The sequence below is a fragment of the Roseateles sp. P5_E1 genome (assembly GCF_054049335.1).
Genome location: NZ_JBFUMN010000016.1, coordinates 46,256 through 60,475, shown reverse-complemented (window position 1 = coordinate 60,475; position 14,220 = coordinate 46,256). Strand labels below are relative to the sequence as shown.

The window sequence follows — 14,220 nt, the reverse complement described above, 5'->3', positions numbered from 1 at the left end:
GGTCCTGCTGGTTTCTATGCCGCAGGTATTTGGTAACGCTAACAATGTCCAAACAATCGGACATCCGGACTACTAGGGATAGGGGATATACGCATGGCTCCTGCATTCAACCCTCCTTTCTCCGCAGATGGATGTGCTGTGCTGGCAGCTCAAGTGCCACGGTTTCCAGGGATTCTGGTAGCGCTATCCTCGAGCCAACGAGGCGCTCGGCGCCAGGCACCAGATCGATGAAGTTGTCCGCCAGATCCAGGCCCGGGTGCTGGAGCCAAAGGCCTTTGACCGGTCGATCGCAGCTCAGCCGCAAGGCCTGGCCCTCGGCCTGGATGGCGATGCGCGCGCCGGCCAGGCGGTAGAACTTGAAGGGTTCGGTCCAGGCGCAATCCCGCGCGAGCTCGTGGCCGTCCGCATCGAAGGCGCACAACTCGGCGACGACCGGCTCGTCAAAGCCCGGCAGAGGCTGGGTCGTCTCGACGCTGGTCGACGCTGGAACCGCTTGCAAGACGCGGGTGCTGGCGAGCTGGCGTCCATCCATCGCGAACAGGCGCAGCTGCAACGCCAGTTCACAGGCCTGAGCCTCGCCGTTCATGACGGACAGCCGCGCCTGCCCTGCCTCCAGCCGCACGGCTACGGCCAGCGGCGCCAGGGCGCGGCGCACGGCATGCCAGGCCGGCTTGACGGTGCCCGATGAGTCGATGAGAGCCCAGCTCGTCACAGGCCAGCAATCGTTGAGCTGCCAGACCAGGGCACCGCCCACGGCGCGCGCGCCGGGCCGCTGCCAGCGGCGGCGGAAGTCCTGGTAGGCCACCCGCATGGCCTCGGCCTGCACGAACTGCGTCGCGTAGACGTGATCCGCCAGCGTGCCGCCCACGCGCAGGTTGTCGGCCAGATAGACCGACAGGCGCCGATGCCCGTCCGGCCCCGCCGCCGAGCCGGCCTTGTTGTGCCACTGCACCGTGCGGCTCTCGGGGAAGCGCTCGGCTTTGGGCAGCACCGATTCGAACAAGGCCAGCGAGGGATGCGACTGCATGCCGAATTCGCTGACGAAGCGCGCCTGCACGTCGCCATAGCGTTGGTAGGGCAGCATCTGCTGGTGCCAGACCTCCCAGCTGTGGCGGTCGCCCACGGTCGCGTCGGAGGACTTGGCGCCGTCGCCTGGGGTGAAAGGGCTGCCCGGCCAGTAGGTGGTGTCCGGGTCCAGTGCCGCGCAGATCTCGGGCAGCAGGCCCTCGTAGATCGCCCGCGCCTCGAAGCGTTCGGCCGGCACGCCCGGGCCGGCCAGGCCGACGGACTCGGCCAGCATGTAGTCCTCGTTGTTGCCGCACCAGAGCGCCATGCAGGCGTGGTGGCGCAGACGCTTCACGGCGCTCTCAGCCTCCGCACGCACGCTGGCGAGGTAGTCGGCGTTGGCGGGGTAGAGACCACAGGCGAACATGAAGTCCTGCCAGACCAGCAGGCCSAGCTCGTCGCAGGCCTCATAGAAAGCCTCGTGCTCATAGATGCCGCCGCCCCAGACGCGCAGCATGTTCATGTTGGCCGCCGCCGCCTGGGCCACGCGCTCGCGGTAGCGCGCCGGCGTGATGCGCTCCAGCAGGTTGTCGTCGGGAATCCAGTTCGCGCCACCGGCAAAGAAGGCCTGGCCGTTGACCTCGAAATGGAAGCTGCTGCCCGCCTCGCCTTCCACGGAGGCCTGCACGAGGCGCAGCGTGCGCAGGCCGATGCGGCGGCTGTCCTGCGCCACGACCTGATCGCCGTCCAGCAAGTGGGCCACCAGCGTGTACAGCGGTTGCCCGCCCAGGCCGCGGGGCCACCAGAGCTGGGCCTCGCTGACATTCAGCGTCGCACACGCTGCATCGGCTGGCACGACCTGGCGGGCCACGCTGCGGCCGTCGGCGTCCAGCAGCTCGAAGGCGCAGCGCAAGCCGGCGGCACCGGCGGGCCGCGCCGAGACCTGCAGCGTCGCGCGCCGCCCGGCCACGTCAACCTCGCTGCGGCAGTGCAGATCGTCCAGGCGCGCCGACCAGCTGTGCCGGCGCACCGCGCGCCAAGGGCCGCTGACGAGGAGCTCGGGACCCCAGTCCCAGCCAAAGTGGTACTGCGCCTTGCGGGCATGCAGACGGGCGCTGTCGCCGTTCCAAAGCTGACGCTTGCCATGCACGGCCTCCACCTCGCGGGCACGGCCCAGCGGCGGCTCGAAGCACAGCAGCAGTTCGTTGCGCCCAGGCTGCAGGCGGCGGCGCACGTCGACCCGGCGCGGCACGAACATGTTGTCCGATGCCAGCAGCTTCTCGCCGTTGAGCCAGACGCTGCAATAGGTGTCCAGACCCTCGAAGACCAGGTCCTCGTGGTCGGCCAGCGCGCCGGCCTCGAAGCCCAGCCGCCAGGCCCAGCGGCGCTCGCCGACCCAGCGCACCTCGGCCTCGTTCATGCCGTAGAAGGGATCGGGAATGCGCCCGGCCGCCAGCAACGCGCCATGGGCCGTGCCGGGCACAGTGGCCGGCAGCCAGGCATCGGCGGGCAGAGCCGACAGCGCCGGCCCGCCAAGGCCCTCGGGCGCCTCGGCCAGCAGCCAGCCGTCGTGCAGATCGATCAGTCGTTCAGGGCTCACGTGTCGGAGTCGTTGCGGTTGCGTTGCACACCAGCCCGCGGCGGGAGACCCCGAGCCGAACGGCACGCTTCGCCGTTCAGCCTCTGCGCCGCGCCTCAACGCGGCCGCGGCTTGTCTCCTGCTTCGCCACAAGCAAAGCTAAACATTGTTCTGTTGCGCATTCTGTTTCTCTACGACAACGCTAGCACTCGGGGATATTCCTGATGTTTTCTGGAAGAGACAGTCAACACAGCCGCTCAACTGCCGCACATAATCCCGTTCGTTTAGTAAACAACAACGAGACAAGGTGGCCAAGCCGGCCACGCGCTTCCCCCGCAATGAAAGCCCTGCTCACCCAGGCGGCGCTGGTTCTCGGTCTCGCAGCCGGCGCGCCACTCGCCCACGCTGCCCGCCTGGTCATCTGGATGGTGGGCGACGACAAGACGCCCCAGGTCATGCAGCCGGCCGTCGCCGCCTTCCGCGCCGTCCATCCGGATGTCGCCGTGGAAGTGCGCGACGTGCCCTGGGCTGACGCGATGACCAAGTACTCCGCGGCACTGGCCAGCCGGCGTGGGCCTGATCTCGTCACCGGCAGCACCTCCTACGCGATCGCGCTCGGCGCCAAGGGCGCGCTGGTCGACCTGAACCAGGCTGCGCCCGACCTCGCCCGCCAGCTCGAACAGCACGCCAACCCCGGCGCGCTGCGCGCCATCCGCCGCCCGGACGGCCGCCTCTACGGCGCCCCCTTCGACATGCATGTGCAGCTGCAGTACTACCGCAGCGACTTGGCTGCCGAGGCACCCGGAGACTGGGAAAGCTTCATCCGTGTCGCCCGCACGCAACGCGCCCAGGGACACGGCTTTGCACAGCAATGGGGCAATACCAGCTGGCTGGGCTTCTACCCCTACCTGCGCCAGGCCGGCGGGGCGGTCTACGACGCCAACTGCGCACACGCCGTCATCGACAGCCCCGAGGCCGTGCGCGCGCTGACCTATTACGCGCGCCTGTACCGCGAGCTGCAGGCACCCACCGATGGCTGGCCCGACGCCGACGRCGGCCTGGAAAGCGGCGCCTACGGGTTGATGCAGTCCGGCACCTGGCTGCTGTCGCGCATGGACATGGTGCACAAGGGCCTGGTCGGGCGGTGGGCCGCCGCGCCGCTGCCCATCGGCCCGACGGGCAAGCGCACCGCAGTGCTGGGCGGCACGGTGCTGGCCATCACACGCTTCTCGCCCAATCGCGAGCTGGCATTGGACTTCATGCGCACCGTCTACCAGCCCGAGGTCACGCGCCGCATGGCCGAGGCCGCATTGGCCTACGGCGGCATGTGGCTGCCCTCCGGCCGGCAGGATCAGATCGCCACCCTGCCCCTGCCCCACCGCGAGGCCCTGCTGACCCAGCTCGCCGACGCCGAGGGCCCGCCGCCCTGCCCCGCATGGATGCGCCAGGACTACATCGTCACCCGCGCCGTGCAGCGCGTCGTGCTGGCCGGCGGCGACCCGCAGGTGGAGCTGAGCCGCGCTGCCGATGTCATGAACCGTGCACTGGCCGCATTGGGAGCGCAGCCATGATCTGGCGCCGCCATGGCCGTGACATGTTGCTCGTCGCGCCCTTCTTCGCCCTGTTCGGCCTGTTCGGCGTCTGGCCCGTGCTGCGCTCGGCCTGGCTGAGCTTCACGGACTACCACGCCACCGACGCCCCCAACTGGATCGGCCTGCGCAACTACGCCGAGCTCTTCGCTGACGAACGCTTCTGGACGGCGCTGGGCAACACCGCCACCTACATGGCCTCGGTGTCGGTCATCGCCGTGCTGCTGGGCCTGCTGCTGGCGCTGAACTTCGGCAGCAACTCGCGGCTGCACCAGTGCGTGCGCGTGGCCTTCTTCCTGCCAGCCGTCGCTGGCGGCGTCGGCGCCATCTCGGCCTGGAAGTGGCTGGCCAACTCCGAGGCCTATGGCCTCTTCAACAGCATCCGCGCGGCCGTCGGCCTGGAGCCGGCGCGCTTCCTCGGCGACCCGCAATGGACGATGCCCGTCCTCGTCCTCGTCGGCGTCTGGTCGGTGCTCGGCTACAACCTCGTCATCTTCGTCGCCGGCCTGCGCGCCATCCCCGAAGAGCTCTACCAGGCCGCGCGCCTGGATGGCGCCTCACGCTGGCAGCAGCTGCTGCACATCACGCTGCCCAACCTGCGCCCCACGCTGGTCTATGTGAGCGTGACCGGCATGATCGCCAGCTTCCAGGTCTTCTATGAGCCCTATCTGCTCTACGGCGCGGTCGAGACGCTCGGCGGCCCGCTGGACTCGGCGCTGATGCTGGTGACCTATCTCTTCGACCGGGGCTTTCGCCAGCTCGACCTCGGCCTGGCCTCGGCGGCCGCCTGGGTGCTGACGACGCTGCTGTTCGGCCTGACCTGGCTGAACCTCAAGCTGATCGGCCGGGAGGGCGGGCGATGAAGTGGACTCGCATCCTCCAGGCACCGCTGTGGCTGCTGGTGCCCGCCATGCTGCTGCCCTACTACTGGATGGCCGCCGGCGCCTTCAAGACCGTGGCCGAGCTGCTGCGCCAGCCGCCCACGCTGCTGCCGCAGGCGCCGACCTCGCGCAACTTCTTCAACCCCGACTGGGCCGGTACCACGGCCGATCCGACCAAGCTCGCCGGCATCCTGCAGGTGCAGGTCGAGGGCCACGGCTTCCTGCGCTTTTATGCCAACAGCCTGCTCGTCACCATCGTCGTCACGGTCGTCAGCCTGCTGGCCGCGTCCCTCGTCGCCTTCGTGCTGACCAAGCGGCCCTTCCCCGGCAGCCGCTGGCTGTTCCGCGCGCTGCTGGTGTCGATGATGCTGCCGTGGGAAGTCACCATCGTGCCCAACTTCGTCACTGTGGCGCAGCTGGGCTGGATCAACACGTACGCCGCCCTGCTGGTGCCGGGCCTGGCGAAAGCCTTCGTCGTCTTCTACTTCCGCCAGGCCATGCTGAGCGTGCCCGACGAACTCATCAGCGCCGCGACCCTGGACGGCGCCGGCACGCTGCGCATCTGGTGGAGCGTCGTGCTGCCCATGCTGCGGCCAGCTCTGGCGGCGATTGCCATCCCGGTGGCGGTGGGCGAGTGGAACAACTTCCTGTGGCCGCTGCTCGTCGTCAACGACGCGGCCACGCTGACCCTGCCGCTGCAACTCGGCAAGATGGCGGGCGACCTGAGCTTCAACCCGCAATCGGCCGCCGTGTTGATGGCGGGGTCGCTGCTCGCCTCGCTGCCGGCCGTCGTGCTCTTCCTGGTTTTCCAGAAGCAGTTCGTCGCCGGGCTGCAAGCGGGCGCTACCAAAGGCTGACATGAATTTGCTGAAAGGATTTGCGTTGTCTTTGTCTCTGATGCTGCCGGCGGCCGGACAAGCCGACGCTCGACTGCAAGGTGTCATGCAACGGCTTCAGGCCGGCGAGACCATCACGCTCGCGACGATCGGCGGCTCCATCACGACCGGCTACGCCGCCCAGCCGCCGCGTGAACGAGGCTGGGCCGCACTACTCGCCAGATCGCTGGGACCGAAGGCCAAGCTGGTCAACGCCGGCGTCAGCGGCACCGACTCGGCCGCCGGTGTGCAGCGGCTGCAGACGCAGGTGCTGGACAAGTCGCCCGACCTGGTCATCGTCGAGTTCGGCGTCAACGACCAGTGGCTGGATCCGGCCGTGCGCGGCAGCAGCTATGAAGCCATCCTGCGCCGACTGTTGACTTCCAAGAAGCCGCCCGCGGTCGTCGTGCTCGGCCTGACGCAGCAGGGCAACCAGGCGCGCGACGCGGTCGATGCGCAGCTGAAGCTGGCCGCTCACTACGGCCTCGCCGCGCTGGACTTCGGCCGCTGGATGCAGGCCCGCGTCGATGCCGGCGAAGACCGCTGGGCGGCTCTCTACGACGAGCCCGTCCACCCGAACGCCACCGGCCATCAGCGCATCGCGCTTGCGCTGGCCGAGACACTGCGGGCAGCCGCCCGCGGGCCGGTCGCCGCGCCCGCGCCGCCGCCCGAGCCCGTCTACGGGCGCGCTCACGAGTTCACGCGGATGCTGGCCGGCGAGACCCTCAAGCCCTACCAGGTGCATGGCTTCGAGCGTGGCGGCGAGGTGCATCCCGAGTGGACCGGCCAGCAGCCCGGCTGGGTCAGCAAGGTCGACGATGCCGAGGCTCATTTTCTCGTCTGGGGACGCGAGGTCGCGGTCTTCCACGCCGAAAGCGAGCACTACCGCAACCTCGAAGCCTGGGTGGACGACGGGCCTGTCGTCACGCTCCGCGGCCAGGTGCCGGAACGCAAGGGCTACCTCGGCTGGCACTACGCCGTCGTCGGTCGCGAGCTGGAGCCCGGCGCCCACCTGCTGCACGTGCGCGTGAAGAAGGACGAATGGACCGGCAGCGGCCGCCCGGCGAGCCTGCTGGCCGTCATGTCGGCCGGCATCTTCCCGCCCGAACTCCACCCGAGCGATTTCGTGCGCGAGGCGCCGTCAAGCAAGCCAGGCCTGATAGCCGCGGACGATCCCAAGCTGCGCTGGATCGGCCGCATCGGCAGCGCGCCCGGCGGCAAGCTGCTGGCGTGGAGCGGCAGCGAGCTGCGCGCCCGCTTCACCGGCGACCAGCTCACGCTGCGCCTGGCACCGTCGCGCGGCGGTATCAACCATTTCACCGTCGAGGTCGACGGCCGCCGCCACGCACTGGCACTGCGCAGCGACGGGCCGGCCGACTGGCGGCTGCCCTTGACGACCGGAGAACACGAGCTGCGCCTCGTCAAGCGCACCGAGGCTTCGCAGGCTGAAAGCCTCTTCCTGGGTCTGCGTCTGGCCGAAGGCGGCAGGCTGCTCGACCCTCCGCCACTGCGCCCGCTCAAGTTCGAGTTCTATGGCGACTCCATCACCGCAGGCGCATGCAATGGCGACATCGGCGAAGACCAGTACGCCGACATGTCCAGCCACGACGGCACGCGAGCCTATGGCGCGGTGACGGCTGCCAGGCTGGGCGCGGACTACGTCGGCATTGCCGTCAGCGGCATCGGCATCACGGCGACCTGGGACCAGTTGCTGATGCCCGAGGTCTGGAACCGCTATGCACCGCGGCTGGACGCACCGGTCGCGCCGCCCGAAGCACGCGCCCCCGACGTCGTGCTGCTCAACCTCGGCCAGAACGACCATGGCTTCCCGGCTTCGAAGGGCCAGACCATCGCCGCTGACTTCGGCCCGCGCTATCTCGCCTTCGTACGCGGCCTGCGCGCGCGCTACCCGCAAGCCAAGATCGTGCTGCTGATGGGCGGCATGTCGGCGCCACGCGAACAACCCGCCATCCCGCGTGCCGTGCTGGGCGCCATGCAGACGCTGCGCGCGGAAGGCGACGCCAAGGTCTGGTCCTACCGCTTCGAGGCCTTCTCCTGGGCCCATCCGCGCATCGACGTGCATGCCTTGATGGCCGACGAGTTGACCCGTTTCCTGAAAGACGAGGTGCTGAAATGATCCCAGTTCCCGACATGCGCCAGCCCGCAGCGTTGTGGGCGCACATGCGCCACACGCTGGACTTCTACGCGCCGCGTGCGCGCGACGAAACCGGCGGCTGCTTCCAGTTCTTCAAGGACGACGGCACGATCTACGACCGSCGCACSCGCCACCTCGTCAGCAGCACGCGCTTCGTCTTCAACCACGCGCTGGCCTGGCGCTGGTTTGGCGGACCTGTTCACGACGTCGCGCACGCACTGGCCTTCGTCAACCAGGTCCATGCTCAGCCGCAAGGGGGCTATGCCTGGGTGCTGGACTGGCAACACGGCCGCGCCACGGTGCTCGACGGCGCCAACCATTGCTACGGCCTGGCCTTCGTGCTGTTGGCCAACTCGCACGCCACAGAAGCCGGCGTGCCCGGCGCGCGCGAAGGCATCGCCGCCACCTTCGAACTGATGGAGCAGCACTTCTGGGAACCCGCCCACGGCCTCTACGCCGACGAGGCGACGCCGGACTGGGGCATCGGTCCCTACCGCGGCCAGAACGCCAACATGCACGCCTGCGAAGCCATGCTGGCCGCTCACGCCGCCACCGGCGAATCTCGCTACCTCGACCGTGCGCTGACCCTGGCCACGTCCATCGCCCAACGCCAGGCGGCGCTCGCGGGCGGCCTCGTCTGGGAGCACTACAACACCGACTGGACACCCGACTGGGACTACAACCGCGACGACAAGACCAACATCTTCCGGCCCTGGGGCTTCCAGACCGGCCACCTCACCGAGTGGGCCAAGCTGCTGCTGATGCTGGATCGTCGTCTGGGCGCAGCGGCACCCGGCTGGCTGGTGCCGACGGCGCGCCACTTCTTCGACACCGCCATGCAGCGCGGCTGGGACGGCGTTCACGGTGGCCTCGTCTATGGCTTCGCGCCGGACGAATCATGGCGCCCCCCGCCTGCGGGTACGCAGTCGTCCCCCCGAGGGGGACACGCCGGCCTTGGGAGCGGCCCGGCGCCCGACATGAAGGTGTGCGACGCCGACAAATACTTCTGGGTCCAGGCCGAAAGCCTTGCCGCCGCCGCCTGGCTGGCCGTACGCACCGGCGACGACGCGTACTGGGCCTGGTACGACCGGCTCTGGGCCTATGCCTGGCAGCACTTCGTCGACCACGAGCACGGCGCCTGGTATCGCATCCTCGCGCCCGACAACAGCAAAGTCACCGACGAGAAAAGTCCCGCCGGCAAGACCGATTACCACACCATGGGTGCCTGCCAGGACGTGCTGGCCGCGCTCGGCGTGCAACCGCCGGCGCGGGGCTGACGCCATGGGCCGCCTTGCCACTGCCCTGCTGATCGCGCTGCTTGCTGCCTGCGGTGGCGGAGGTGGTGGTGCCGCCGCCGAGCCGGCACCGCCCACGCCCACAGACCCCTGGGCCGCCTACCCGACCACGCCGTCCGGGACACCGCCCGGCGCCTCGGCACAGGCCCGCACCGCCGCCGCGGCGCTGGGCGGCGGCATCAACTTCGGCAGCATGCTGGAAGCGCCCAGCGAAGGCGCCTGGGGGCTGAAGGTCGAAGACGAATTCATCCAGCTCGTCGGCCCGAGCGCCAGCCCGTCTTACAGCCAGGCGGTGCGCCTGCCGGTGCGCTGGAGCAACCACGCCAGCCTGGATGCCGCAGCCACCATCGACGCGGCCTTCATGACCCGCGTCGAAGGCATCGTCACCAAGCTGCTCGCGCGCAATGTCACCGTCGTGCTGAACATGCACCACTACCACCAGCTCGATGGCGATGCCGTCGAGGCGGGCGAAGCCAGCGTCGCGGCGGACGTGGTGCAGTTGCGCTTCCTGGCCATGTGGCGCCAGATCGCTGAGCGCTTCGCCAATGCCGGGCCGGGCCTGGTGTTCGAGCTCTACAACGAGCCGCACAACAAGCTCGAGGCCGACTGGAACACCCTGGCCTCGCGCGCCCTGCGCGTGGTGCGCGCCAGCAACCCGAACCGCATCGTCATGATCGGCCCGGTGCAGTGGAACAGTCCCTGGGCGCTGTCCAAGCTGCAGCTGCCGGCCGACGCCAACCTGCTGCTCACCGTCCACCATTACGAGCCATTCACCTTCACCCATCAGGGTGCGGAATGGGTCAGCCCCTCACCGCCCGTGGGCGTGGATTGCTGTGACGCCACCCAGCTGGCCAAGATCCGCGAAGGCCTGGACCTGGCCGCCAACGAAGGCAAGCGCCTGGGCTACCCCGTGGTGGTCGGCGAGTTCGGCGCCTACAGCCGCGCGGCACTCGGCGCCCGGGTGCGCTACCTGAAGGCGATGCGCGCCGAGATGGCCGCCCGCCAACTGCCCTGGATGTACTGGGAACTGGCCTCGGGCTTCGGCCTCTATGACCCGCAAGCCCATGCCTGGCGGACCGACCTGGTCCAGGCGCTGTACGGCACCACCCTGACGAAGGACTGATCCATGAAGCTGCGACACCTCGCCACCACCTGCCTGCTGGCGTCCCTCGTCCAGGGCGTCTGCGCGGCCGAACTGCTGCCCTGGCGCGGCATCAGCCTGTCCAGCGCCGAGTGGGGCGAGAAGCTGCCCTTCCCCGGCATCTATGGCAAGGACTTCGTCTATCCCAGCGTCGCCAGCACGGCCTACTTCCAGGCCAAGGGCATGAATCTGATGCGCATCGCCTTCCGCTGGGAGCGCCTGCAGCCGGTGTTGAACGGCGAGTTCGACCCGACGGAACTCGCTCGCCTGCGCGAGTTCGTCGACGGCACGACCGCCCGCGGCCTGCATGTGCTGCTGGACCCGCACAACTACGCGGCCTACAAGGAGGTGCATGTCGGCAAGCCCGAGGTGCCCATCGCCGCGTTTGCCGACTTCTGGCGGCGCCTGGCCCTGCAGTTCAAGGACAACCCGAAAGTGCAGTTCGGCCTCGTCAATGAGCCGCGCAACATGCCGACCGAGACCTGGGGCCAGGCCGCCCAGGCCGCCATCGATGCCATCCGCAAGACCGGCGCGACCAACCTCATCACCGTGCCCGGCAACGGCTACACCGGTGCCTGGAGCTGGTTCGAGTCCAAGTGGTACGGCACGCCCAACGCCGAGGTCATGGGCAAGGTGAGCGACCCGCTGGACCGCATGGTCTTCGAAGTGCACCAGTACTTCGACAAGGACGGCTCCGGCACCAGCCCCGAATGCGTCAGCCCCGAGATCGGCGCGGAGCGGCTCAAGCGCTTCACCGAATGGCTGCGCAAGAACAAGCGCCGCGCCATCCTGGGTGAGCTGGGCGGCGGCGCCAATGCCGTCTGCGAGCAGGCCGTGACCGGCGCGCTCAAGCATCTGCAGGCCAATGCCGACGTCTGGGACGGCTGGCTGTGGTGGGCCGGCGGCCCGACCTGGGGCGACTACTTCTTGTCGCTGGAACCCACCGCCGACGGCCTCGACAAGCCGCAGATGCGCTGGCTGGCGCCTTTCCTCAGCCCAATTGCAGTTCAACGTCCCTGAGCGACTGAAGGAAGTCCTTGGCGTCGAAGGCTTCACCCAGGGCCAGCGCACCGCTGCGCTCGAAGGATGGCTGCAGCATGCGCTCGGCCGCCTCCACCACCAGCGGCGCCGACACCGCATAGATGTCCTGGCCATGGGCGATGGCCTTTCTCGCGCTCGCCCCTTCGCCGGCTTGGACGACCATCTCGAAGCGCTGCGCTGAACGCCCCTGCGCGTCGGCGGCCTCGGGTGGCGGTGTGGCGGTGTCGCGGATCTCCTGAAGCGACGACGATGTCAGCCACGAGCGCAGGTTCTGCACGCGCAGGTGGCGGGCGATGGTGATGACCTCGCTGAAGGGCAGCTCGACCATGGTCTGCTCACCGTGCTCAGCGCTGAACGCCCAATCGCGCTGCGCCGCGGGCGTCGGCATGCGCACGATCTGGCCGCCTTGCAGCACAACGCGCGGCACCTGGTTGCGCTCACCGGTCTTGCGGGTGCCCTCGGTGGGCCACCAGTGGTCCAGCGCGATGGCGATGGCCAGGTCGTGCACGGCGCCGTCGCCCATCAGCGCCGTCGCCAGCAGGTCAGCCAGCCCGCCGTAAAAGCCCGCCGCCGGAATGATGGCGACGCCAGCCACGCGAGCCCGGGCATCGAAGTTCTCGAAGACGGCTTCAGCGCTGGCCTGCTCGGCGGTCACGTCGATATAGCCGCAGCCAGCGCGCAGGGCGGCCTCGATGACCGGCGCCGCCGTGTCGAGAAACGGCCCGGCGCAGTTGATGACCACGCCGCAGCCCTGCAGTGCCGCGTCCAGCGCGGCCGCGTCGTCAATGGTCGCGACCCGCGCCTCCACGCCAGCCGGCAGTCGCGACGCATCCCGCCCGATCGCCACAACCTTCAAGCCACGCCTCAGCGCCTCGTTGACGACGAATCGCCCGGTGTGCCCGCCGGCACCGTAGACCGCGATCGCCTTCTTGCCCAAATCCTTGCTCATGATCATCCTTTTGAAACGAGACAGACCTGTCTGTTCTTTGAACGATACAGAATGGTCTGTATCGTGTCAACACCGAATCGACCGCCGTGATGAACATGCCTGCTGAAACTGCCCCCGAAGCCCAGAACGTCCGCGAGCGACTGCTGGGCGTGGCGTCCGAGCTGTTCTACAAGAACGGCGTTCGCGCGGTCGGCATCGATCTGGTCATCGAGCAGGCCGGCGTGGCCAAGAGCAGCCTGTACCGCCACTTCCGCACCAAGGACGACCTCATCGTGGCCTTCCTGGAGCGCGAGGATGTGGACTTCTGGGCGACCTGGGACCGGGTCGCCGCGGAGAACGCGAGCGACGCGAAGGCCGAGCTGGAAGCGCACATGCGCTGGATCGGCGAGCGCCTGGGCCGCGCCAACTACCGGGGCTGCCCGCAGATCAATGTGGCGGCCGAGTTCGCCGAGCAGGATCACCCGGCTCGCGGCGTGGCGCGCGCGCACATGCAGGCGCTGCGGTCACGCCTCACAGTCATCGCCCAACGCCTGAAGGCACGCGCGCCGAAGGCACTCGCCGCTCAGCTGGCCTTGCTCGTCAATGGCGCCTTCGTCAGCGCCGAACTGCTGACGCCGGATGAAGCGACGGATGTGCTGCTGGCCGCGATGCGCGCCCTCGTCGAAGCCGACCGCTAGTCTTCCTTCATCTGCGCCGCCTTGGCCACTGGTGCCAGGCGGGCTTTCTCAGCCACCAGGAACTTGCGGAAGTCCTCGCGGCTGCCGCCCGTCGGGTCGATGGCCAGCGGGATGAGCTTGGCGCGCAGCTCGCTCGTCTTCAGCGCCGCATTCACGGCCGCATTGAGTTTGTCGAGGATGGCCTCGGGCGTGCCCTTGGGCGCGAACACGCCCGACCAATGGCCAATGAAAACGTCGTTGAAGCCCTGCTCCTGGGCGGTGGCCAGGTCGGGCAAAGCCGCGATGCGACGGTTCCACGTCGAGGCGATGGCCTTGAGCTTGCCGGCCTTCACCATCGACAGCACGACGGGGCTGGCCTCGGAGGTCGCATCGACCTGGTTGCCGACAACGGCCGCCATGCCTTCGGAGCCGCTCTTGAAGGGCACGATCTGCAGCTTGGCGCCGGCCTTGAGCTTGAGCATCTCGGCCACGAAATGCGGCGTGCTGCCGGTGCCGGCCGTCGCGAAGTTCAGCCCCTGGCCTTTCCTGGACGCCGCGATCAGGCCCTTCAGATCCTTGATGGCCGAGTCGCCCGGCACGACGACGACCGAGGGGCTGACGGCCATCATGACGACGGGCACGAGGTCGTTCTCGGCATAGGGCATGCGTGTCTTGATCAGCGCATTGGTGATGACACCGGCCGCCGGCGTCAGGAAGGTGTAGCCGTCCGGCGCGGCCTTGGCCACATAGGCCGCGCCGATCATGGAGCCGGCACCGGGCTTGTTCTCGATGATGATCGGCTGCCCCAGCTGCTTGGCCGTGGCTTCGGCCACCGTGCGCGCCACGATGTCGTTGGCGCCGCCGGGGCCAAAGGGCACGACGAAGTGCAGGGGCTTGGACGGCCAGGCCGTTTCCTGGGCATTTGCGGTCAGTGCAAGCAGCAGAGCTGCGACGGGAACAAGGCACTTCGGCACGGGCGTCTCCTGAAGGTGGTACAGCCCAGCCTAACGCCCTGCGGCGCGCCCGCGAAACGTGAGAACCCGCACAGGCATGA

The 14,220-nt window shown here is 68.8% G+C and carries 11 protein-coding genes; 8 read left to right on the top strand and 3 right to left on the bottom strand.

The features are described from left to right. Positions 1 to 106: 106 nt before the first annotated feature. Positions 107 to 2,605 (bottom strand): glycosyl hydrolase 2 galactose-binding domain-containing protein, encoded by a 2,499-nt coding sequence (locus tag ACXJKJ_RS15015; RefSeq protein ID WP_457390725.1) that lies wholly within the window; start codon positions 2,603 to 2,605, stop codon positions 107 to 109. Positions 2,606 to 2,922: 317 nt separating this feature from the next. Here ACXJKJ_RS15015 and ACXJKJ_RS15010 point away from each other — a divergent pair, with 317 nt between their 5' ends. The 7 genes from ACXJKJ_RS15010 (at position 2,923) to ACXJKJ_RS14980 (ending at position 11,540) form a co-directional block, all read left to right on the top strand. Then, entirely contained in the window at positions 2,923 to 4,155 is a 1,233-nt protein-coding gene (locus tag ACXJKJ_RS15010) for an extracellular solute-binding protein (RefSeq protein WP_457390724.1), read from the top strand. Continuing rightward, positions 4,152 to 5,036, top strand: coding sequence for a carbohydrate ABC transporter permease (locus tag ACXJKJ_RS15005; RefSeq protein WP_457390722.1), 885 nt, complete (start codon positions 4,152 to 4,154; stop codon positions 5,034 to 5,036). The genes ACXJKJ_RS15010 and ACXJKJ_RS15005 overlap by 4 nt, the downstream gene beginning before the upstream one ends. Then, positions 5,033 to 5,911, top strand: a complete 879-nt coding sequence (locus ACXJKJ_RS15000) for a carbohydrate ABC transporter permease (RefSeq protein WP_056203891.1) — start codon at positions 5,033 to 5,035, stop codon at positions 5,909 to 5,911. The genes ACXJKJ_RS15005 and ACXJKJ_RS15000 overlap by 4 nt, the downstream gene beginning before the upstream one ends. 85 nt (positions 5,912 to 5,996) lie before the next feature. Next, positions 5,997 to 8,066, top strand: coding sequence for a GDSL-type esterase/lipase family protein (locus ACXJKJ_RS14995; RefSeq protein WP_457390719.1), 2,070 nt, complete (start codon positions 5,997 to 5,999; stop codon positions 8,064 to 8,066). Then, entirely contained in the window at positions 8,063 to 9,361 is a 1,299-nt protein-coding gene (locus ACXJKJ_RS14990; RefSeq protein WP_457390718.1) for an AGE family epimerase/isomerase, read from the top strand. Before ACXJKJ_RS14995 ends, ACXJKJ_RS14990 begins: the two co-directional genes overlap by 4 nt. Before the next feature lie 4 nt (positions 9,362 to 9,365). Continuing rightward, complete coding sequence (locus ACXJKJ_RS14985) at positions 9,366 to 10,502, top strand: glycoside hydrolase family 5 protein (RefSeq protein WP_457390716.1); 1,137 nt, start codon at positions 9,366 to 9,368, stop codon at positions 10,500 to 10,502. 3 nt (positions 10,503 to 10,505) lie between these two features. Then, positions 10,506 to 11,540, top strand: coding sequence for a glycoside hydrolase family 5 protein (locus ACXJKJ_RS14980; RefSeq protein WP_457390715.1), 1,035 nt, complete (start codon positions 10,506 to 10,508; stop codon positions 11,538 to 11,540). Here the strand turns inward: ACXJKJ_RS14980 and ACXJKJ_RS14975 are convergent. Then, the gene (locus ACXJKJ_RS14975; RefSeq protein WP_457390713.1) at positions 11,512 to 12,510 is read right to left on the bottom strand and encodes a saccharopine dehydrogenase NADP-binding domain-containing protein; all 999 of its coding nucleotides are present in this window, start codon (positions 12,508 to 12,510) and stop codon (positions 11,512 to 11,514) included. The genes ACXJKJ_RS14980 and ACXJKJ_RS14975 overlap by 29 nt on opposite strands. 89 nt (positions 12,511 to 12,599) lie before the next feature. On the opposite strand from ACXJKJ_RS14975, the gene ACXJKJ_RS14970 reads away from it, so the two are divergent. Beyond that, a complete protein-coding gene (locus ACXJKJ_RS14970) occupies positions 12,600 to 13,187 on the top strand; it encodes a TetR/AcrR family transcriptional regulator (RefSeq protein ID WP_457390711.1) in 588 nt (195 codons plus the stop codon). Here the strand turns inward: ACXJKJ_RS14970 and ACXJKJ_RS14965 are convergent. Continuing rightward, entirely contained in the window at positions 13,184 to 14,140 is a 957-nt protein-coding gene (locus ACXJKJ_RS14965) for a tripartite tricarboxylate transporter substrate binding protein (protein ID WP_056203908.1), read from the bottom strand. The genes ACXJKJ_RS14970 and ACXJKJ_RS14965 overlap by 4 nt on opposite strands. Positions 14,141 to 14,220: the final 80 nt, after the last annotated feature.

Bases quoted from the DNA above. Each gene is read 5' to 3' on its own strand.
- ACXJKJ_RS15005 (WP_457390722.1), top strand. From the start codon at position 4,152: ATGATCTGGCGCCGCCATGGCCGTGACATGTTGCTCGTCGCGCCCTTC.
- ACXJKJ_RS15000 (WP_056203891.1), top strand. From the start codon at position 5,033: ATGAAGTGGACTCGCATCCTCCAGGCACCGCTGTGGCTGCTGGTGCCC.
- ACXJKJ_RS14995 (WP_457390719.1), top strand. From the start codon at position 5,997: ATGCAACGGCTTCAGGCCGGCGAGACCATCACGCTCGCGACGATCGGC.
- ACXJKJ_RS14985 (WP_457390716.1), top strand. From the start codon at position 9,366: ATGGGCCGCCTTGCCACTGCCCTGCTGATCGCGCTGCTTGCTGCCTGC.
- ACXJKJ_RS14980 (WP_457390715.1), top strand. From the start codon at position 10,506: ATGAAGCTGCGACACCTCGCCACCACCTGCCTGCTGGCGTCCCTCGTC.
- ACXJKJ_RS14975 (WP_457390713.1), bottom strand. From the start codon at position 12,510: ATGAGCAAGGATTTGGGCAAGAAGGCGATCGCGGTCTACGGTGCCGGC.
- ACXJKJ_RS14970 (WP_457390711.1), top strand. From the start codon at position 12,600: ATGAACATGCCTGCTGAAACTGCCCCCGAAGCCCAGAACGTCCGCGAG.